The sequence below is a fragment of the Bacteroidota bacterium genome (genome assembly GCA_008933805.1).
GTDB lineage: Bacteria > Bacteroidota > Bacteroidia > UBA8524 > UBA8524 > SB11.
Genome location: WBUH01000015.1, coordinates 47,003 through 68,984 on the forward strand (window position 1 = coordinate 47,003; position 21,982 = coordinate 68,984).

Here is a 21,982-nt window from a genome sequence, read left to right on the forward strand (position 1 = left end):
ATACAAGTGTATTTAAGGGATAAAAAGGGTAATTAAAATCCCAATTTGGCACTGTTCATCCCAATTTTGGAAAACTGCGCACACTCGTAACGCTTTAACGCTACAAATAAAGCACAGGTAAGACTTTATTATATAGGTATTTATATCTGTTTTTTTGGCGATGTGTTAATCGGGCACACAGTTCGTATTTAAGTAAAGTGTTAACCTAATTGTTTCACCCTAAAACAGTAACACCATGAAAACTCTAAAAAATCTATTCGTTATGACTTTTGCATGTATGTTTCTTATGACAGCCTGCAAAAAAGAAGAAAATGCTGCCCCTGCACCACAAGATAACCCCGGTGCAGCAGGACAATCGTTTACTGTGAAAATGACAGATGCTCCCGGTGATTTTGAAGCCTTGGATGTAAAAGTGGTGAGCGTTGAAGCCTATCTTGAAGGCCAAGGCTGGGTAACTATTGATAACAGGGCAAAAGCAATAAATGTGGTAAGCCTTACCAATGGTATTGAAACCGAAATTGCCGTAAAAAACAATGCACAGGCAGGTGTTTACACAAAATTGAAAGTGAAGTTTGACCCACAGGCTGAGCTTAAATTAAATGCCTATGCACTGGCAAACTATGGCGGGATTATTAAAAGCGATAACAGGGTTGATTTAGTGTGGTTGTACAGCGGGGCCAACGAGGTTGAAATAGCCATCAATGAAACCGTCACTGCCCAAACCGGAGCCGAAGTATTGCTTGATTTTGATGCCGCGGCCTCTGTTATTGAAGATGGTAACAAATACTTATTACAACCCGTTATACGTGAAATAAAGGATGCCCGTACCGGCATACAAGGCGAAGTTGAGGGTCAAGCCAACGCAGCCATTGTAATTACCGACGGCACCAACACTTTTGCCACTTACATAAATGCTGAAGGGAAGTTTATGCTGAAGGGAATAAAACCCGGAGTATATAAACTAATAATTGACCCTGCAGCCAAAGCGATTGATGATGTTGAAAAACAGAATAAAGAACTAAGCGGAGTGGTGATTGTTGAGGGACAAATTACCCAAATGGGTAAGATAGCCCTATAACACTGTATGGTGGGTAAAGGGGGGCTTCGGCCCCCTTTTTTATAAATGTTTCACTCTAATAAATACCGTTATGATACCTACAAAAAGATATAGGATAACCGTGTTAGAAGACAATGAGTTTTATAACAGGCTCCTTTCAAAACAGTTGAAAAACTATACCGATATTATTTCGGCCCAAAAGAATTATGATTTCGAAATCAGCTCATTTATGAGCCCTTATGATTTTTTGGCCAACTTAAAAGAAGATACCGATATAGCCTTTGTTGATTTTTATTTGGGCAGCCTTACCGCGCTTGAAATAATTACTAAAATACGCGAAAAATGCCGCGACTGTAAAATCATAGTGATATCGCAGGTGCGCAACCCTCAAAGTATGTACAATACAATAAGCCTCGGTGCCTTTGAGTTTATTTATAAAGATACCGCAGCTCTTGCCCGCAGCTGTTTTATAGTAGAAGACATTATAAACAGCACACTTAACAATAACACGCATTTGTATAACTAAAACAACGGTATTTACTCTCCAAAAACCCGAACTTTGAAAGTATTGATGAGACAAAAAGTGTTTTCATTTGAGCTGCGGATTATCGTAATACTTTCGCTGGTACTGGCTATGGTTACTGCCATCGGGGTGTTTACTTTTAACAGTTTGCACGGCATTATCATTGATGCCAAAGAAGCCACCCAGCCCAACTCAAAGATTGACTTACTGAAACAAGTGGTAGGCGATTTAACAGATGCGGAAAGCAGTATGAAATCGTACCGGCTTACCAATGATGACAGCTACCTCACTCCGTTTTATGAGTCAATCTCTCAGGTAGACGGGCGAATGGCTTTGCTGAAACAACAAAGCAGCGGCGATGAATACCAAGTGAAACTTGCCGATAGCGTAGCCCAACTGGTTGAAATTAAATACTCGCTATTAAACAGGTTATTGCTGTTAGAAAACAATGAAAAAGTAGCCGACGAATTGCAGAAAATTGCCCAAAAATTATCGGCACAAGAAAAACAACGGCAAAAAGACGCGTCAAAAAAAAGCACCAATATTTTTGATAAAATATTCGGCCCCTCAAAAAAGGAAGATAAAAAATCAGGACTTACTATAAAAGATGTTGAGAAAGAGATAAATAAGGCCAAAACCAACCAGTTATCTCAGCTAAAAGAGTTGAAAGAGCAGGAGTTGTACCTTACCAAAGAGGATAAAATAGTAATGGATAAAATACGCTCACTCATAAAAAAAATGGAGAACTTTGAGCGTACTTCCAACTCACGCAAGGCCATAAAAATTACTAAGCAAGCAAACCAAACTAATTTTTATATAATAATATTTTGTGTGCTGGCAACCGGTCTTTTGGCAGTTACCAGCTTTTTTATCTTAAGTTATTCAAAGAAAAATAAAGCCTATCGTGCTGCTTTGCGCGATGCCAAAATACAAGCCGAAAATCTGGCAAAAACCAAAGAAACCTTTTTGGCCAACATGAGCCACGAAATACGCACCCCAATGAATGCCATTGCGGGGTTTACCGGGCAACTGCTGCAAAGCAAACTAACCAAAGAGCAAAAAGAACAACTGCAAATTGTTAAAAAATCATCCGACCATTTATTACGGATAATTAACGATATACTGGACTATTCAAAAATACAATCAGGCAAACTCGGGTTTGAGTCCGTTGGATTTAAGCCCGCTGAATTGTTGCACGAATCAGCCTTGTTAATGCAGCCTGCGGCTACTGATAAGGGTTTGAAAATCCAAACCTCGGTGTCCGATGCCGTACCCGAAATTTGTATTGGCGACCCTGTCCGCCTGCGTCAAATTATACTCAACCTAATGGCAAACGCCATTAAATTCACCGAAAAGGGAGAAGTAAGTGTGCGTTTCACCGCCTTGCCCAAGGGTACTGATGCGGTTTCTTTGCAAGTAACCGTGCAAGATACGGGCATAGGCATTGAAGAGGAAAAACTGAAAACCATTTTTAACGAGTTTGAGCAAGCCGATAGCAGCAATGCCCGCAAATATGGCGGCACAGGGCTTGGGCTTACCATCTCGAAAAAGCTGACAGAATTATTAGAAGGCAGTATTGATTTGAGCAGTGTAGTGGGCAAGGGTACACGGGTAACCGTTATTATCCCCTATGCGATAGGCACCGAAAGTGATTTAGAAACCACTGAAGTAGTAGAAACTAAAAACAGCGAGTTAAAGGGCATTAGCATATTGGTAGCGGACGATGAAGAATACAACCGCAGATTAATCAGCACAATTCTTAAAAAGTGGGGTGTTGAGGTAACCGTGGTTAATAACGGTGCAGAAGCCGTTGGAGCCGTTATCAACCATACCTATACCGCCGTATTAATGGATGTGCGGATGCCTGTACTGAGCGGTATAGAAGCAACTAAGCAAATACGCCAGTTACCCGACCCTAATAAGGCGCAACTTACCATTATTGCACTAACAGCCACCACACAGCAAGCTGAGATTGAAGGGTGCAAGCAGGCAGGTATGCAACACGTATTATCTAAACCGTTTAATGAAGGCCGCCTGTATAGGCTACTGGTTAACGCCGCAGTTAACAAGCCCGATGAGCAGGCAAATACTGATAATGATGCAGCAGAGGCAAAATCAGCAGAAAACGCCGATAAAAAGTATGATTTAGAGGAGCTAAGGGCACTATCAAACGGCGATATTAATTTTGTGCGTGAGATGGTGCAGGTGTTTATAACCACCACCCAAAGCGGCATTGCCGGAATGGAAACCGCCCTTGCCCAAGAAGACAGCGAAGCATTGGCCGATGCGGCGCATAAAATAGTGCCGCCCTGCCGCCATTTGCAAGCCAATACATTGCTTAAAAAACTAAAAACTATTGAACTGAGTGCCCGCGAACAAGGCAGCACCCTCAACATGGAAGCTGAGGTAGCAGATGCCAAAGCCGAGGCGGCCCTTATAATAGGCTTGCTTGAGACCGAGTTGAAGCACCTGTAAGTAGTTTTCTATATACTTGTAATATGAAGCAACCTCCTTTTACAGTATTTGTGGTTGAGGATAACGAGTGGTACAATAAGTTGCTGGTGTACACCCTGTCGTTAAATCCCGATTATTTAGTAAAGAGTTTCTTTTCGGGAGGGGAAGTACTGAAACACATCGACGAAAACCCTTCGGTTATCACCATTGACTATCGTTTGCCCGATATGGACGGCGAAGAATTGATGGGTAAGATAAAAGCCAAATGCCCTGATGCGGAAGTAATTATTATTTCTGAACAAGACGATATAAAAACAGCCGTAAACCTTTTGAAGGAAGGGGCTTACGATTACATTGTGAAAGAAAAAGACATACGCGAACGGTTGCTTACTACAGTAAATAACGTCCGCAAAAACAGCCACCTTAAAGAGCGCATCGTTACGCTGGAGCGCGAGGTACAAAGCAAGTACGATTTCAAAAAGACAATTATAGGCGAAAGCCCTGCCGTTGAAGGGGTGCTGAACTTGCTCGAAAAGGCTTCGGGCACCAATATCACGGTTTGCATTACGGGCGAAACAGGCACGGGCAAAGAAGTGGCAGCAAAGGCCATACACTACAATTCACCCCGCAAAAACAATCCGTTTGTGGCCGTTAACGTGGCCGCACTTCCGTCAGAACTTATCGAAAGCGAACTCTTCGGGTACGAGAAAGGTGCATTTACAGGGGCATTAACCCGCCGCATCGGAAAATTTGAAGAAGCCAACGGCGGTACTTTGTTTTTGGACGAGATAGGTGAAATGGACATTGCTTTTCAGGCAAAACTGCTACGTGCGTTGCAAGAAAAAGAAATTACACGGCTGGGCAGCAATACCCCTGTAAAAACCGATTGCCGCATTATTGTTGCCACCAATCGCAACCTGCAAGAGTTGGTGAAACAAAAGCAATTCAGAGAAGATTTATACTACCGCTTGTTTGGCTTGCCCGTTCATTTACCTCCGTTGCGTGAGCGCGGAAAAGACGTGCTGTTGCTGGCCAAATACTTTATCAATGCCTTTTGCAAAGAAAACAAAATGCCGCCCGCAGGGATTGCTGAAAGCGGGCGCACCAAGCTGCTTTCGTACGCATACCCGGGCAATATCCGTGAGCTTAAATCGATGGTAGAGCTTGCTGTAGTGATGAGCAACGGCGCGGATATTACCGCCGATGATATTACTACTGCCCACGCGGACAGTATGCCGGATACTTTGGGCGGTGAAATGACATTGAAAGAATACGAATACCGTTTAATAGAACATTACCTGAAAAAGTACAATAACGATGTGAAGTTGGTAGCCGATAAGTTGGATATAGGCAAATCGACCATCTATCGTATGCTTAAAGAGCGGGAATAACCCTGCTTTAATTCTTAGTTTGGCAATCACTTTCCCAAATTGGGAAAATGGCAAGCCTACACGAAAATCATAATTTCTTATTTTTCAGCAAGTTGTAAAATATTTTTTGGCTGGCACCGTGTTTGGGTTTATCAAACCAACCAACACCTACAGCCATGAAACCATTAACTAAACAACTATTACCCCTTTTTATTGCAGGTATTGCAATATTGGGTTTTAAAGAGGCAGCAGCACAACGCCCAGCCATCAACACCGGTAATTACCGCACTGCAATCGGTATGCGTGTAGGACACACTTCTGGCCTTACCATCAAGCACTTTATGGGTAACGGTAATGCTATTGAAGGAATTATAGGGGTTTGGCCCAGTGCCTTCAGCATCACCGGTATGTACCAGTGGCACGTTGCAGCACCATCAGCACCCGGTCTTAAATGGTACTACGGTATCGGTGCCCACGCTACTTTTTACAACGACAGGTATTACTACTACCGCGAAGGCCGCAGAGGCTATTGGTACCGCTACTACCGTTATCAGGAAGGCGGGGCAGGAATTGGTATCGACGGTACATTGGGTTTAGAGTACAAAATCCCTCCCATACCCTTTGCATTAAGCTTTGACATAAAACCCTACGTTGAGTTTACCACCCACAACCACGTATTTATGGCCTTCGACCCCGGCTTGGGCATTAAGTTCACTTTCTAACAAACGGTAATAACTATTAATAATAAGAACACTAAACCAATACGATTATGAAAACCCAAAAACTGATTTTAGCACTATTGTTTGCCGCCTTTGCTCTTGTATCATGTAAAAAAGACCCTTCGCCCGAAGGACAAGGCAGCATGAGGGTACACATGACCGATGCACCCGGCGATTTTAAAGAAGTAAATGTTGAGGTTGTGGCGGTGGAGATTAAATATAACGACGGCGATAGTGTAAACGGATGGATTACACTACCCACCAACGCAGGGGTTTACGACCTGCTTACCCTAAGGGACAGTGTTACTGCACTTATCGCATCAGGAACTGCGCTTGACCCCGGTAAGGTAAACCAAATGCGTTTGATTTTAGGCACCAACAACACCGTAGTGATTGACTCGGTTGGTACCTTCCCGCTTACTATCCCAAGCGGCGATAAAACAGGGCTTAAAATCAATATCAACCAAACCATCCCCATTGACCAAACCCTTGATATCACCATTGATTTTGATGCTGCGGCATCTGTTATCAAAACCGGTGAAGGCGATTATAAATTAAAACCTGTGATTAAAGTTAAAGACGTAAGAGTTCTGTAACACTCATAAACAGCTTACTTCATATCATCTCCAGAAAAAGCGGCGCGAAGGGATTCGTGCCGCTTTTATTTTGTTTAATAATCATAGCTGTTTCCTTTTCGCATCAGCATTGTTTTCTTCAACAGTATGGTAAACTGCTTTTCAACGCTGATATTTTCGTTAAACTTGTTATTAAAGCTGTTATTTATCAAGGTATTGGTATTTACTTTAGTAGTGTCATCGGGTTGTAGCCCGCACACCCCTGTGTACCAATTATCACCGCGTTCAGATTTATACTTGAAGAAGTACACCCAGCCCTTTTGCCCTTTAAACTCCACCATTCGCTTATCCAGCATTACAAAGGTATCAGCATACGATTCCTCTGCCTTAAACAGCGATTGCACTATCAGTTCTTGTGTTTCAAACTTCTTAGGAAAGCGTTCGCTTTGTTCAAGTGCCGCTAAGGTTTTATACAGTTTTGCCCGGTACAAGGTGTGTTTAGCAAACGGAGTAAACAAGCTGTCGGCCACTTTAATGTCGTTCCTAAGCATTTGGTTTATAATTGTGAGTTTTATATTCAGGTTGTTTAAGCCCATTAACTTCTCATAAAACCCTTTTATTTTTTTGTCCTTATAAAAAGGCAATAAAGTACTCGAAAGATTCTCTAAATATTGGTTTGCGTAATAACTGCTATTAGTTCCGTTGCTTAAATCCTCACGGGTTTGGCGTTTAAGAGCAATCTTAGCTTCGGTTAGTAATTGCGGATACATATTTTTGTACACCTTGGGTTTAATCTGGCTGCTGTCAACCAATTTAGCCAGCAGTAACACCAACTCTTTCTTGTACTCTGTATAAGGCATTAACTGGAAGAAATCGGGATAAAACGATTTGCTCAGTTGCAGCGAATCGTCAAAATACCTGAAAATATCACTGGTATTATATTCTGAAACCAACGGAGTTTCTTCTAAAATAAGCTCACGTATCTTTTTATATGATTTTTCGGTTTTGATTGCTGCCATTGAATACAAGGCAGCCATTTGCAACGCCGAGGTATCGCCTGCTTTGTAATACAACGAGGTAAGGTAGTCCACATTTTCGGGCAGCTTTATTTCGCGTATTTTATTAATGATTTTTACTTTATAATCTATGTAGTTTTTCTTGCGGCTGTCGCAGGTATCAATCAGCGTTTTCCATGCTTCAATATCCTCAGGGAACAAATCCATCTGTCCCATTGATTCTAACGCCTGCGCCCTGTGCGCACTATCCCCGTTCAAATCATTTATGTACACATTGGCACGACTGGTAAACAGGTTTTCACCCACTGTGGTATCGGGTAATGGCTCAAACGTGGCATAAAACGTTTTCAAAAATTCACTAGGGCCTTCCGCAGTATCATATTGGCTGGTAAGCGTGTATTTCACACTGTTTTTAATAATCACTTTACTCCATTTAACCACACTGCTTCCGGTATCGGCATATTTAGTTTCTACAGAAGTATACCCGTCTTTGTGTTCAAGCTTACGATAACTGGTTATAAAATCAGAGTTATTGCCTGTGTTTTTCCAATATTTGGCTGAGTCTACGAGGTTATAATATTTTCCGTAGCGGTAATAATCAACATACACCCCGTTATAACTGTTAGGCGGGAAAAACGAAGCCGTTCTCGAGTCGCCTTTATGTTCTTTTACTTTTTTGGTGGTGTAACGCCCTTGAAAGTTCCCCGTTTTCTTAGGGGTATATCCTGTTTTAACCCTGAACAAAAGGGTAGAGTCTACGTACTCTTCGGCATTGGGGTAATCCCTCTGCATGATGGCAAAAGAATTAATGTAATTGTCTGCGGCTGTTGAATCTTTACTGTATTTACAAGCAATCGTATAATGTGTAGTGAGTTTAATGGTAAAGCGCACTTTCAATCGGTTACTGTCAGGAGTAAGGAACAAAATATCCAGTACAGGGCGGGTATTGTTGTAATAAAACTTACGGCTTATTTCTTCAAGGTTATTATTGTCTAAAAACTCAAAAGCAATCCGCTCCACACGTATTGAGTCTTCTTCCAAAAACTTGCCCTGCGAAATATTCTGTTTAATTAAATAATACTGATTACGGTTTTCAAAATCAATGGCACTGTACTCGTGGCCGGGCAACCATTTGCTAAAAACGGTAGTGTCGTTATAATACAATGGCGCATGGGGCATACGAATGGTGAAAAGGCTATCGGGTGCATAAAAGTTTTGCCAGTTGGTTTTGGCGGGTACCTCTATCCGTATAGAGTTGAAAAAGCGTTCCGCCTCAGGTCCGTTTACATATTCACCATTACCTGCCAGTTTAAAAATAAAGATTTCGGCAGGGGTTACAAAAATCTGGTATCGTTGCAAGTGTCCGCCTTTGCGCGTGCGGTTGGTAATATCAAACCCTTCAAATCCAAACTTTGTAATCTTCTTTTGGCTCAATATTTCACCGGGTATGTTTTCATACAACAAACTGTCGATGGTTTTGTATAAGTACTGGTTATCGTTATTAAGCAACTCAGCAAATGTTTTAACACGCATCACACGGTAGTACGCACCGTTAATCATATCGGCACACAAATATTGCTTCGACGTTTCGTTACCCGGAAACTCAAACAGCTTGCCGGGGGTTTCTACCTTGCAATACCCATCGAATGAGGTGTAAGGAGAAAACGTAACCCCAAAGCGAAGTGTATCCAGTTTTTTCTTTTGGTCGGCATCCCGTTCTCCGATAGTTACAGGGCGCACCGTGTAACCCATTTTGCGCAGCAATTCTATAATACCCTTTTCGCCCGGTAAATGGGCAGCCCCCACGCCAGTAAACAGGGTTTGGTCTTTCATAATAGAATCCATGCGGTTGGCCATGTTGATGTTTCTGCGGAATAGAATATGCTCAACAAACGCTTTGCTGGCACCTACCACATTTAGCGAGTCAAGCAAATCAAGGTCGCCTCGGCGATAAGCATCCTCCACCCTTTCACCAAACGAAAGCGGGTTGTCATCGTCGCCACTGTAGCGACTGCTACCGGGTATGTAATCCTCTGTTTGGTCGTCATTAGCCAAATCTTCATTTATCTGGTCAAGCTCTTCAAAACTTTCAAGACCTTTAAACCGTTTGTTTAGTTTTCTGGCTGTCTGAAAAATGTATAAATCCAGATAAGTATCTTCTTCAAAGTTGTCGGAGTATTCGTCGTTGCGGAACATTAGATAGTTCAGCACCTCTAAGTCGCTCGAAAGGGCAATTTTCAACGCCCTTTTCCGTTTTTCGGCAAGGTGCTTGGTGTGCCCTATACCTCCTTCGTTATCTTTATCCCTGTAGTTCCAATGGTCTGATAAAACCGAAGGTTCATTTTCATAAATATAGTCAAGCCAAATGCGGGGGTCAATTTCCAATGCGGCCATATCCACATTGTTCAGTGCGATGAAGAAAGAATCGCTTAAGTGAAACGCCACCTTATTGCTCACGTGCATGGTACCGTATAAGTACGATGGTTTTTTAAGCGAGTTGCCCGTAATTTCCCAAAGCAGTCCTTGGTATTTATTTTTCTTTTGCGCCACAGAGGGTAGGGCAATGGCAAGCAGCAACAAGGCACACGTCAGGTATTTCTTCATATATCAGAGATTTGTAATGTTAAAAGAACGCTTAAAATAGCTTTATCGTGCAAAGAACAAAAAAATGGTCAGTTTCTCACAAAACAGCGCGTGTAACTTTTGTTTTTTCGATAAATAGAATTGAGAACGAGGGAATTATTATCGGACAAACTTGTCCGATAATAATCAGAAACCTACCTTTGCCACAACAAAAAGTATGTTTTCAAAAGCTTGTGAATATGCAATAAGGGCAACGCTCTATTTAGCAACAAAGGCTGAACAGAGTCAGCGGGCAGGTCTTAAGGATATCGCCGAAAGGATAGATTCGCCCGAAGCGTTTACGGCTAAAATATTACAACAGTTAGTTAAAAGCGGTATCGTTACATCTATTAAAGGCCCCGCAGGGGGCTTTGCTATTGAGCCTGAAAGAGTGCAAACCATCACCTTACAGCACATTGTAAAGGCAATAGACGGGGACTCGATATACGTAGGTTGCGGTTTGGGACTGAAGGCTTGCTCTGAGAAAAACCCTTGCCCGCTGCATAATCAGTTTAAGGCCATACGCGACGGTTTGCGCGAAATGCTGGAAACCACGACTCTTTACGACTTGAGTAACGGATTGAAAACAGGAATAACCTTCTTAAAATAAGAGTTGAAAATGAAAGGAGCATGGAGATGAAAAAGGAAATTGAAACGCTTGAAGACATACAATTGCTGGTAAATACATTTTACGACCGAGTGAGGGCGGATGAATTATTAGGCCCCATTTTTAATGGTGTGATACAAAACCGCTGGCCTGAACATTTGGAAAAGATGTACCGCTTTTGGCAAACGGTGTTGCTGGAAGAGCACACTTATTTAGGCAGCCCCTTTGCTCCACATGCCAAACTTGAGGTAGCCAAAGAACATTTTGACCGTTGGCTGGCCCTTTTTGAAAACACAGTTGATGAACATTTTACAGGCTTAAAAGCACAGGAGGCCAAATGGCGCGGAAACCGCATGGCCGAAATGTTTTTACACAAGATAGAATACATTAGAGTTAACAAAACAACAACCATACTATGACTGACCAAGAACAACTTATTGCGGCCATTAACGAAAAGTACAAAGCCCTTGGCGAGAACCCCGACACTTATTTGAAAGGCCTGCTGCAAGCAAAGCCGATAAACTACTGGGACTATATTGAGGTGGATACCTTACTCTCATTGCAAAAGCCTAAAACAGGGTTTAAGGATGAGGAAATTTTTATCATGTACCATCAGGTTACTGAGCTGATGTTGAAACTGGTGCTGCACGAGGTGAAACAAATTTGTGCAGAAACACAGCCCGATGAATCGTTTTTGATTACCAAAATAAGCCGCATCAACCGCTATACGGCCATGCTGATAAACTCATTTGATATAATGAAAGACGGCATGGACTATGATGACTATAACACCTTCCGTACGGCGTTGGCGCCTGCAAGCGGTTTTCAAAGCGCACAATTCCGCTTTATTGAAATTTACTGCACCCGTTTAGAAAATCTTGTAAACGAGGCAGGTAAACAGCATTTGCAGGCTAACCCAAGTATTGAAGAATGTTTTGGGCATATTTATTGGAAAGATGCGGGGCTTAATCGCAAAACGGGTGAGAAAACCCTTACTCTTCGACAGTTTGAGGAGAAGTATCATGCCCAATTCGTGGCGCTGGCCTACCAAATGAAGGGGAATACAGTAGAAGATAAGTTTAATGGCATCAGCAACCCCTCGGAAGAGTTGAAACAAAAATTCAGAGAGTTTGACCGTTTGTATAACATTGAATGGCCGTTGGTGCACCTAAATACCGCAAAACACTACTTAGACAGTAAGGGAGAGAATAAAGCCGCTACAGGCGGTTCTGAATGGAAGAAATACCTTCACCCGCAGTTTCAGCAACGCAAGTTTTTCCCTTCGTTGTGGAGCGACACTGAGAAACAACATTGGGGCGAATAATAATCGTAATTACAATTTTTACAACCACTAACCGAGACTAAACAAAAACCCCGCTGCAGAAGAGTATCCGCAGCGGGGCAAGGTATAGGTAGATATGGTAGGTTGGTCTTAGTTAGTGATTGCCAGTTTTTTGTTGGCAACACCGTCAGCACCTTGTACACGGATAATGTAATTACCTGCGTTAAGGTGTTGAAGGTCTAATTCAACTACTTTCGACTGGAAGTTGCCTTCTGGGCTTACTTCCAATACTTTTTGGCCAATCATGTTGTACACGCTAATTGTGGCCGAAGTTTCACGGATGAATTCCATTGAAACATATGCTTTTTCAGTCGTTGGGTTTGGATATACTTTAACCGCAGCGTCATTAATTACAGCAGGCATAATACCTGTAGCAGTTTTCACTACTACAAGGCCTTTACCAACGGTGCTGGTATTGCCTGATGGGTCGGTTACGGTGTATTCAACAGTATAATATCCTTCAACGTTCACATCAATGCTTTCTGTAATATTCAGAGTTAGGGCTGCTTTTGGGTAATAGTTATCAGTGTAATCTACTGAGTCGGCAAGACTGGGTTTAGTTTGTGTGCGTTCAATCACAATCGGGTTATGAACAATCACCACAGGGGCTACCCTATCCAATACACGTACTGTGCGTATCACAGTGTCAGAAGTATTGTTTTCGCTGTCAGTTATCACATACTTCAAGTCATAATCACCAACCACGGCAGTATCAACAACACCCACCACAGAAACTGCGCCTAGTGCTTTGTCGTAGTTATCGGTAGCTGATGAGCCGAACTCGTAGTATGAAGTAAACACATCCATTTCAACTACTGATGGACCAATGATGGTAACCACAGGTTTAATGGTATCAGAAACAACCACGTCACGGATTACAGTAGTAGCACTTGCACCGCTGTTATCAGTTACGTTAAAGAACAATTGGTAAGTACCGGTTACTTTTTCGTTAACGGTGCCGGTAATGGTAGCAACCAACGAAGTATCGTAGTTATCAATTACCTGATGGCCCGGGTCAACATAAGCAACGTCTACTGCCCAAATCAATGGGTTGTTACCTAATAGAACAATTACTGGTTTAGCAGTATCCAATACAGTTACAAACCTGCTGATAGTTCCGGTATTACCCGATGCATCAGTTACAGAATAAGTAAGGGTGTATGTACCTACTTTAGCAGTATCAACCGCACCCGAAACAAGGATTGCAGAAGTTAGGTTACCGTCAACTATATCAGTAGCAGTAGCTCCCAAATCAGTGTATGAACTGAATACAATAATTGTGTCGCTGGCGTTGCCGTTAAGTGTTACATCAGGTTTGGTTACATCAGGAGTAACAAGTACCGTGCGGGTAACTGTTGTGGCAGCATTACCTGTACTGTCAGAAACATTGTAGCTAATGGTGTAAGAACCAACAACCATAGTATCTACGGTACCAGTCATAACAATATTTGCACTTATATCGCCATCAATATTGTCAAGTGCAGTTGCGCCAAGTTCAGTATAACCACGGCCTCTCTCAACAGTTATCGGGTTTGAACCAATAAGGGTGATAACGGGTTTAATATCATCGCGGATGATAATAATACGGTAGTCTTCAAACTCACCTACAAAGTTAGAGCCGCAAGCATTTGGAGAATTGTTAGAGAACGATGCACCAACACGCAAACGGGTATATCCTGTGGGAACAGTTTTAGATACCTTAAAGTTAGCTTTAAACACTAAGGTTGAAGCATTGGTTTCTGTTGCAATAACCTCTGAGGCATCAAAAGTTCCGTCTTGGTTATAGTCAATCCATGCTTTGCGGCTTATGGTGTTTTTAGTAGTAGGCCTTTCAAGCGTTAGCTCATACACACCACCCAATACAAGCTCAGTGCTGTATATGTTGGTATAATTTGTATATGCTGATGTACCTGCGGCACTTTGGTTATCAATAGTGTTTAGCTTCATACGGCTAATGCCTATGTCAGCGTTTAACTGCGATACGAAAGGCTTGCACATAGTTTTTACGTTGAAGTAGCAGGTACGGACTAATGTATCGTATCCAACACCATTCCAAGTAATAAGGGTTACGTTGTAGCAACCGGGAGCGTTAAACACTAACTCAGGATTGGCGCTAGAAGCACCGGTACCGTTGCGGTATGAGAAAGTATTTGGAGTAATTATCCAGTTAAACCCTTGTACACAACCGGGAGTTGTATTTGACAAGTGAACGAAATCACCAACAGAAGGGTTAGTAATGTCAGCTGCAAAATTTGTAGCAGGTTTAACTGAAGGGTTTTGTATTACTATTGATTTGTAAACAGTATCAGAACCAATACAGTTAGTGGCTACCAGCCTTATGGTGTAATTTCCGGGAGTTGTGTATTGGAAATCAAGTTCTTTGGTAAAGTAGTCGTCTACGTTATCCGCATCAATATCCCAATAGTAGCGGGTGTATCCTTCTTCGTTGGTATTGTTTTTCACAACAATATCGGTAGAAGTACAGAAAGTATCAGGAGCAGCAAACGCAGCAGCTGATTTTTGTGTGGCATTCACACTCCAGTATTCAATTTCAAAACCTTCGGCTACGTTTGCGCCATCTGCAGTAAATACAACAGTAACACGGCCTTGGGTTGCAACCATAGTTGATGGCATATTCAATACTTGGTTAAGATTTCCACTCAATCCATTTGGATATAAGTTAGCATCCCACAAAGGAGTTCCGGTTGTCTCGTCACCGTCGTATATACGCAGATAATCAGCGTTAAACTCAGTAACAAGTTTGTTCAACTTCAAGAAAATAGTATCTGCACATTCAGGCTCAATAGCAGAAGTACAGTTATCACTATTTGAGTAATTAGTGTTACCCAATCCCGAGTCGAAAACTTTTCCGGTAGGGAAAGGAACAGAAGAGTATCCGCAAATATCAAACTGGTTGTGAACCGTTAAATATTCCTTTTTGCAAAGGGTATCTATACCGTTTACATTTTCAGCAATAAGGCATACGTCAAACTTATCTCCTAAATAGAAGAACAAATCAGCATCAGGTGTAGTAGTTGAGGTAGGCGCTATGAAAGAATAGTTTTGAGCAGGTATTTGTGAGATATAATCAAACCCGATTTCAGGAGTGATTAACCAGGTCCATGCAAAGGCACCGTTACCGGTTAAGCTGGTTATTTTAATGTTGTCACCCACACCGGCTACATACTTATTAGCGATAAAGTCAATGGTAGGTAGGCCAATTGGAGTTACTATCTCGATAGGGATAATAATGGTGTCTATTTCAGCACAAGTAGCGGCAATAAGTTTAATTTCATGGGTACTGTTGGTCATCCATGAAGTAGAGTACTCGCCGTTTAGGCTATCAACAAGAGTATTGTCTAAATACCAGCGGTGTTCAACACCTACGCGTCCTTTAGTGCTTGCACTAAACGTATAAGGAGCTTGTATAAAACCGGTATCGTTTTGCAAACCGCTCAAAACGCTAAGCGTACCCAGTGGAGGATAGAATTCAACCGCAACGCTGTCAATAGCAGCACCATCGTAAGTAGTTACACTACCATCAGTACCCATTAAGAACCTAAAGCGCACTAATGGAGCATTTTTGTATGCTGTTAAATCTGCGCTATAACGTTGCCAGTTATTATTATTACCTGAGAACTTAGGAGGAGCAACAGGTCCGTTTGCACTGGCATTGTTATATGCTGGTGTAAGGCCGGTTAGTTTCGTCCAATTTACGTTATCGGTAGAAGCTTCTACAATCACAGCATCGTAGTTGTTTTCAAGCTCAAACCTCATCAACCAAGTAAGCGAAGGTTGGCAAGCAGTTGAAAAATCAAACAAAGGTGAGTACAGGTAGGCACTCATGTTGTTGCTGTATTGGCCGGTTAACCCTTGGCTAACCCATGCGTTGTTGCCGCTTCCGGCAGTGTTAATATTTGTTTTAGCAGGGGCACCAAGCACCCAACCACCACCTGTTTCAGTAAACCCGTCTGCTCCACTTTCAAAATCAGCGATAAAAGGAGTAGTATTTAAACAGTTATGGTTACTTAGGGTTGTGGTGGCAGAGTCGTTACCGCCAAATTGGTCTTTGCTGCTATAAAAGCCAGCAACCACCGTGTAGTTTCCAAATGCGGAGAAATTAGCAGGTTGTGTAAAGCTAAACTGCATTGAGTCTCCGGGAAGCCACATACTGCTTATAAATATAGAATCTCTGCTATATGTGCCACCGTTTACTCGGTACCACATAGCAACGGTATCTCCTGAAAAGATGGTGTCAACACCCTTATTTCTGATCACAGCTTTGACAGTTTTTGTGCCAAGGTTACATCCAGAATTAAGACTCACAATTCTTTCTAATGAAATGTTGTACCTCGGAGGAGCATACTCACTTGCTCCAATATCAGGTTTTGTTAGGTTTCGTGTGACACCATCAATATCTTTAGTAACACCTACAGGAGTTCCGGCCATATCAAGGTCAAAACTTAGGGTGTGTAAATCGTTGTTAGCAATATACTGGGGGTCTATATACATAGAATTCGCTTCTACACCCAGTGCTGTCCAGTTTGCAAATGTGGTATAATCTGTACCGGCAACTCTTGCCACCACATTCGTGTTATTTGATCCGTTAACATACAAGGTGTTGTTACTACACAAACCGCCGTTGCTGGGGTGCAATGGGTTTAATGTTGTGTGTTGTGCGTGGTATATAAGTGCTTTAGCATTACCTGGTGTTGAAGCAGGGTAAGAGTTTCTAAAAGCATTGTTTACTACCTTAACACCACCTGAAATGTTGGTTTGCATGTTGATACATGTAGCAATAAGGCTGGTACGGGTTAGCAATTTTTGGGTACCGTTATCATACAAGTTAATGCTGTTATGGTAAATGTTTACACCAGCACCTGAATGTGCCGATGCCGCATTAGAAGCAATTTGGATGGCAGCTACACCATAATCAAAAGTACCTGAGTTATCACCATCAGCAGCAATGTTATAAATAAAGTTGTTGGTGATGTTGATGTTGTTTGCAGTGTTGTTGTTAATCTGCACACGGATACCATGGTCGGCATAACCGCCTGTTCCGCTATAAACAAGACTATGTATTGTATTACCGTTTATGGTGATGTCTTTATTTGCAGCACCTGCAGCAGCTAGTGCATCCAAATGGATACCCCTTGCATAGTAATACCCTTGTACAGAGTTTCTAACAGTATTGCCATCAATGATGGCACCTTGTTGCGAGTTCAGATAAATACCCGAAACGGTGGAAACTCCACCAAAATAAGTGGTTGGTAATGAGCCTCCGGGTGCAATTGTACCACCAACGGTGTTTTTAAGCACCCTGTTATATAAATCATATTGGCCTGCTGTATTGGTTCCCCTGATAAAAATACCATTACGCACAGCCTCGATTAAATTGTTTTCAAATAAGTTTGAGTCGTTTCCGAATGTTAAAGCAGCTCCGGGGGTAGCTGTTCCGCTTCCTAAATAAATAGCGGCATAGGTATTTGCTATTGCCGTGGTTGAGTTACCTCTTAAGGTAACGTTTTTTACCGTGTTGCGTTTGCAACTGCTGGTAGCAGTGGGTACAAAGTCAACCAGCCTTACGGTTGTGGTAGCACTTGTTGTGGTAATCGTAAGGTTTCTTGATGTAGTTCCGTTGTTAGAACCGTCAATAGTAAAAAACCTCGCACCGTTAAACCTTATTACGGCACTGTTTGCTGCTGGGGCAGTGGCAATAGTTGGATTCTGTCCGCTTGCAGGTTTTAAGATAATTGGCCGGCTTTGGTGCATGCCTGTGTAGGCAATAAGTGCCGGAATTGTTGTGCTTTCGCCGGGATAGCCGGCAGCAATTTCTAGTGTGATTGTACCCGTGCCCGATGTTCCGTTAGCATTTAAGTAAGTAAAAGCATCGGCAACTGTACCAAATGAAGTAGGCGCATTTTGTGTGCCATTTATCGGGTAGGTGTTCCCCCCGACAAGTTGCGCTTTTGCCGCATTGAATGTGAGCAAAAAGCCAAGTAAAAAAAGCGAAAAGAGTTTAGTAATAACCCCATTCTTAACGTGTAAGCCCATCATACGTTTTGTTTGGTTTAAGTGTATCGTTTTGTAATAAATTCTTGAAATAGAATAGATTATACCTCCCTCTTTGTGGGAAATACAGGAAAAAGAAGAGTCACAAAACCCACTGACAAACCTAAACGACGGCTGAGTGCAGCAAAGCAGCACGTAACCAACGCCTAAGTATGCTTTGAGTAAGGTGTAAAAAATATACAGGACCCTAAGCGATGATAGAACCGCTAGGTAAAATTGATTTGATAGCTCTTTATTAAGAGCTCATTCATCCCGCTGAGCGAACAGAACCGCTCTTCGAGACTGTGTGCCTGCACTAAGGAGTTGCAAAATGCCGGCACCTGCGAGGTGTGCGTAAAGACTTGCCCCCATACTCCTGTCTTTACAAATAAACCCTTCATAGGGAAAGAGATTTAGTAAAAGTTTTGTCTATAGTTTTAACAAAGATATAGATTATATTATCATTAGCGAAATATTATTTTAAGGTTTTTATCGAAAATTTAAGCTTTTGTTCAGTTTTTCTGCCAATTATTACATTTTTATTGCATTTGTAAGTCTCCCGTTTGTTAAGCCTTACAAATGATTGTAAATCAAAAAAATAATGGCGCAACATCGATTTATTTGCTCCTTATATATAAACTCTACCTACAAAATCAATGAAAATAATCGCGTTTATTAATTTATATTATTGTTCAGTATTAATAAGCGGGAAGCTATTATTATCGCGTCTTTGCAAGGGCATCATACAACTTATTTATTTCAATAGGTTTACGTAAAAAGCCATCAAAATATTTAGTGTACTCTTCTTCGTTTTCGGCTGTTACATCTGCCGTTAAGGCAAAAATGGGAGTATTGGTGTTTTCTCCTTTAGAAGTACGAATTTTCTTTGCGGCATCGTACCCGTTCATTTCAGGCATGTGGATGTCCATCAAAATATAGTCAAACCGCTTTTGTTTGGCCTTCTCAACCACCAGTAAACCGTTTTCTGCATGTTCAGTTTCAAGCCCCCAGTTTTTCAACAGGCGGATGGCCACCATTGCATTTACTTTGTTGTCTTCAGCCAGCAAAACAGTTTTGCTGCCTAACACCTGTGCCTGACTTTCGACGGTTGTGTTTGTTGCTTTTGCTTTTTTGAGTTTTAAATCAAAGTAAAAAACGGTGCCTTCTCCAACAGTACTTTCTAAAAACACATCGCTATTGTGCAAGGCGATGAGTTTTTTTACAATTGCAAGCCCTAAGCCTGAACCACCATGTTTTTTGGTGGTGATAGATTTTGGCTGAGAAAAACTCTCAAAAATTTCTTCCCTCACTTTGGCTGGAATGCCCACCCCAGTATCAATAATATTAAAGCGGATTACGTCATGCGTTTTTAATTGCTTAAGACATTTTACCTCTAAAGTAACCCCTCCGGTTTCAGTAAACTTGATAGCGTTGCTGATAAGGTTACCCAGTATTTGCCCTGCTTTCGTTTCATCAAGTTCATAACTTTCGGCACAAGCAGCATCAATTTTTAAATCAAGGGTAAGTTTCTTCTCTTTGGCTAAACTGTCATAAGTATTTTTAATATCCCTAAGCCAGCGACCAAAATCCAACGGACGGTAATCAAGGCTTACTTTCCCTAAGTCAAGCTTAGTATAGTCTAATATATCATTAATGATGCGGAGCAAATTGTTTGATGCAAACCGCAAAGAGTCCATTAGTTGCTTTTCTTCGGGATTAGTTTTTTCTGCAAGTAGTGCGGTAATAGTTATAACTGCGTTAAGGGGAGTACGTATTTCATGGCTCATGGTTGATAAGAACTCCTGTTTTATCCGTGCAGATTCCTCAGCCCTGTTTTTCTTTTCTATTATCTCCGCCTTTTCGCGTTGTGCCCTTGCTTCTTTTTCAAGCAGCTCCATTTTGGTAATCAACTCGTAGTTCTCAATTACCTTAAGGGTTTGCGTATTTATTACCGTCTCTTTTTCTTTTAAGTAATGCTCAAGGTATTCCAGCGCAGCTTGGATATTGTTTTCTTGCTTACAGATAAGGTATAGCAAGTAGCTGCACTTTATTTTAATCAATACGGTATTGTACTGTGCACTAAAATTAATGCCCTGTTGCAATATCTCCTTAGCCTTGTTGTTATTATTCCATCGGTAATACAGCACCCCCATTTTGTAATACACCATACCTAAACCCAAGCGGTCTCCCATTTCAAGGTGTATTCGGCCTGCCTCAATATAGTCGGCCTCCGCTTCCTCAAAACGCCCCATTTCGGTGTATACCTTTCCGCGTCCGTATATGGCAAACGCAAGTCCGCGCACATCACCTGTCTGTTTTTTCAGAGATATCGACCGTTCAATCATTAATAGCGCATCATCTATACGCCCTTGTTTGATAAATATTCCTGAAAGAGGGTTGTATGCGTTCGATTCAAGATTTAAGTCACCGACAGTCTGGGCAGCAGTAATGGCACTCTCATACGATTTTTGAGCGTTCTTTTGATCGCCGAAATACTCGTAAATAGTTCCTATTGATTTTTCAACTCTCGATAAATTGTGGTAATCGTCGTACTTAAGATAAATAGTACGGCAATCTATCATGTGTACTAAGCCTAAATGATAGTTATCAGTGCGGTAGTATACACCGGCTATATTATATTTAGCCTCTGCTACCCCTCGCTCATCGTTAATTTGCTCAAAATTAGATGCCGCTTCTTTAGCAAAGCTAATGCACTGTTCATACTCACCTGTTACCATGTGGTACAACGCCAGCTGATTAAGGCTTTTGCCAATCAAAGCCTTGTTTTCTAGGGCTTTGCTTCGCTTTAAGGCTTCCGAAGCTAGTAAAAGACTGTGCTGTAAATTACTTATTCTGCCTTGATAAGCCTGCTTTAAAAGGGTCTCTATTTGTTCTATTTCTTCAGCAATGTTCATTGCTAATGCATTCCTAATATTAGTCAAATATAGCAGTATAATGCATACTTGCCCAAGGGCTTATGAAGTTAACAGACATAAATAAAAAAGGCTGCCATTTTGTGGCAGCCTAACTTCTATTTCAATAATACCCCTTTTATCGTTGAACGATGTCGGCTTCAGTAGTGTATAGCAACGCTACTAAATCATCTACCAACTGTTTGTTGTTTTGCGCAGTAACACCGTTTTTAGCAAGACCAATCCCGATATCGCCTACAAATTTGTCAAAATCAGCCTTATTGGCTTTCATACCCATACGGTTGTTTTTTGCAGGGTCGTGGGCGTCTTTCATGTTTTTACCGGTATACCCGTAGCTTGCATTTTTGCTGCCGGTAGCCACACACATAAAATCAGTGAAGTTTTCGCTCAGTGCCACTAAGCCGCTGGTGTTGTTATTGCCCAATTCAGCAAATAACACAGGGAAGTAGGGAGCAAGCTGTGCATCGGCGGCAATCACCAATATTGAGCTGTCAACCACGGCACGTAAAGTAAGGCGGCCTTTTTCAATCATAGTTCCGGGATTGTTTGGGTCGTTTACCATGGTAGTTCCACCCACCCTGTCATACAATGAAGGAGTGGTTGGTGTAGGAGTAGAAGTGTTGTTGTTGTCGTCATCTTTTGAGCAAGAAGCAACAAACACTGATGTTGCCATCAGGCAAGCCAATAGTAAATAAGATACTTTTTTCATTTTG

The 21,982-nt window shown here is 41.8% G+C and carries 13 protein-coding genes; 9 read left to right on the forward strand and 4 right to left on the reverse strand.

Annotated elements, in window-relative coordinates; genetic code table 11:
* Positions 1–235 precede the first annotated feature (235 nt).
* The 6 genes from F9K23_14270 to F9K23_14295 all read left to right on the forward strand — a co-directional run bounded on the left by F9K23_14270 (position 236) and on the right by F9K23_14295 (position 6,719).
* Positions 236–1,078 (forward strand): DUF4382 domain-containing protein, encoded by an 843-nt coding sequence (locus F9K23_14270; GenBank protein KAB2914365.1) that lies wholly within the window; start codon positions 236–238, stop codon positions 1,076–1,078.
* A 70-nt stretch (positions 1,079–1,148) separates the two neighbouring features.
* Complete coding sequence (locus F9K23_14275; protein ID KAB2914366.1) at positions 1,149–1,583, forward strand: response regulator; 435 nt, start codon at positions 1,149–1,151, stop codon at positions 1,581–1,583.
* Between the two features lie 45 nt (positions 1,584–1,628).
* Positions 1,629–4,055 carry a response regulator gene (locus tag F9K23_14280; protein KAB2914367.1) on the forward strand — a complete coding sequence of 809 codons (2,427 nt, stop codon included), beginning with the start codon at positions 1,629–1,631 and terminating at the stop codon, positions 4,053–4,055.
* Between the two features lie 23 nt (positions 4,056–4,078).
* Positions 4,079–5,425 (forward strand): sigma-54-dependent Fis family transcriptional regulator, encoded by a 1,347-nt coding sequence (locus tag F9K23_14285; GenBank protein KAB2914368.1) that lies wholly within the window; start codon positions 4,079–4,081, stop codon positions 5,423–5,425.
* A gap of 155 nt (positions 5,426–5,580) precedes the next feature.
* Positions 5,581–6,126 carry a hypothetical protein gene (locus tag F9K23_14290; protein KAB2914369.1) on the forward strand — a complete coding sequence of 182 codons (546 nt, stop codon included), beginning with the start codon at positions 5,581–5,583 and terminating at the stop codon, positions 6,124–6,126.
* Between the two features lie 47 nt (positions 6,127–6,173).
* Positions 6,174–6,719 (forward strand): DUF4382 domain-containing protein, encoded by a 546-nt coding sequence (locus F9K23_14295; GenBank protein KAB2914370.1) that lies wholly within the window; start codon positions 6,174–6,176, stop codon positions 6,717–6,719.
* Between the two features lie 74 nt (positions 6,720–6,793).
* On the opposite strand, the gene F9K23_14300 is transcribed toward F9K23_14295, so the two are convergent.
* The gene (locus F9K23_14300) at positions 6,794–10,318 is read right to left on the reverse strand and encodes a TraB/GumN family protein (protein KAB2914371.1); all 3,525 of its coding nucleotides are present in this window, start codon (positions 10,316–10,318) and stop codon (positions 6,794–6,796) included.
* 196 nt (positions 10,319–10,514) lie between these two features.
* Between F9K23_14300 and F9K23_14305 the strand changes: the two genes are divergently transcribed.
* Genes F9K23_14305 through F9K23_14315 form a run of 3 tightly spaced genes read left to right on the forward strand, consistent with a single transcriptional unit; the run spans position 10,515 to position 12,267 of the window.
* A complete protein-coding gene (locus F9K23_14305; GenBank protein KAB2914372.1) occupies positions 10,515–10,946 on the forward strand; it encodes an Rrf2 family transcriptional regulator in 432 nt (143 codons plus the stop codon).
* Positions 10,947–10,972: 26 nt separating this feature from the next.
* Complete coding sequence (locus tag F9K23_14310) at positions 10,973–11,362, forward strand: group III truncated hemoglobin (GenBank protein ID KAB2914373.1); 390 nt, start codon at positions 10,973–10,975, stop codon at positions 11,360–11,362.
* Positions 11,359–12,267: a tryptophan 2,3-dioxygenase gene (locus F9K23_14315; GenBank protein ID KAB2914374.1), complete on the forward strand. Its 909-nt coding sequence runs from the start codon at positions 11,359–11,361 to the stop codon at positions 12,265–12,267. The genes F9K23_14310 and F9K23_14315 overlap by 4 nt, the downstream gene beginning before the upstream one ends.
* Before the next feature lie 108 nt (positions 12,268–12,375).
* On the opposite strand, the gene F9K23_14320 is transcribed toward F9K23_14315, so the two are convergent.
* The 3 genes from F9K23_14320 to F9K23_14330 form a co-directional block, all read right to left on the reverse strand.
* Positions 12,376–18,342, reverse strand: coding sequence for a DUF5011 domain-containing protein (locus F9K23_14320; protein KAB2914375.1), 5,967 nt, complete (start codon positions 18,340–18,342; stop codon positions 12,376–12,378).
* 713 nt (positions 18,343–19,055) lie between these two features.
* Positions 19,056–21,251, reverse strand: coding sequence for a tetratricopeptide repeat protein (locus F9K23_14325; protein ID KAB2914376.1), 2,196 nt, complete (start codon positions 21,249–21,251; stop codon positions 19,056–19,058).
* A gap of 136 nt (positions 21,252–21,387) precedes the next feature.
* Positions 21,388–21,978, reverse strand: a complete 591-nt coding sequence (locus F9K23_14330) for a group 1 truncated hemoglobin (protein KAB2914377.1) — start codon at positions 21,976–21,978, stop codon at positions 21,388–21,390.
* Positions 21,979–21,982: the final 4 nt, after the last annotated feature.

Excerpts from the sequence above, each read along its gene's own strand:
- F9K23_14270 (KAB2914365.1), top strand. The coding sequence starts at position 236 with ATGAAAACTCTAAAAAATCTATTCGTTATGACTTTTGCATGTATGTTT.
- F9K23_14275 (KAB2914366.1), top strand. The coding sequence starts at position 1,149 with ATGATACCTACAAAAAGATATAGGATAACCGTGTTAGAAGACAATGAG.
- F9K23_14280 (KAB2914367.1), top strand. The coding sequence starts at position 1,629 with ATGAGACAAAAAGTGTTTTCATTTGAGCTGCGGATTATCGTAATACTT.
- F9K23_14285 (KAB2914368.1), top strand. The coding sequence starts at position 4,079 with ATGAAGCAACCTCCTTTTACAGTATTTGTGGTTGAGGATAACGAGTGG.
- F9K23_14290 (KAB2914369.1), top strand. The coding sequence starts at position 5,581 with ATGAAACCATTAACTAAACAACTATTACCCCTTTTTATTGCAGGTATT.
- F9K23_14295 (KAB2914370.1), top strand. The coding sequence starts at position 6,174 with ATGAAAACCCAAAAACTGATTTTAGCACTATTGTTTGCCGCCTTTGCT.
- F9K23_14300 (KAB2914371.1), bottom strand. The coding sequence starts at position 10,318 with ATGAAGAAATACCTGACGTGTGCCTTGTTGCTGCTTGCCATTGCCCTA.
- F9K23_14305 (KAB2914372.1), top strand. The coding sequence starts at position 10,515 with ATGTTTTCAAAAGCTTGTGAATATGCAATAAGGGCAACGCTCTATTTA.
- F9K23_14310 (KAB2914373.1), top strand. The coding sequence starts at position 10,973 with ATGAAAAAGGAAATTGAAACGCTTGAAGACATACAATTGCTGGTAAAT.
- F9K23_14315 (KAB2914374.1), top strand. The coding sequence starts at position 11,359 with ATGACTGACCAAGAACAACTTATTGCGGCCATTAACGAAAAGTACAAA.
- F9K23_14320 (KAB2914375.1), bottom strand. The coding sequence starts at position 18,342 with ATGATGGGCTTACACGTTAAGAATGGGGTTATTACTAAACTCTTTTCG.
- F9K23_14325 (KAB2914376.1), bottom strand. The coding sequence starts at position 21,251 with ATGAACATTGCTGAAGAAATAGAACAAATAGAGACCCTTTTAAAGCAG.
- F9K23_14330 (KAB2914377.1), bottom strand. The coding sequence starts at position 21,978 with ATGAAAAAAGTATCTTATTTACTATTGGCTTGCCTGATGGCAACATCA.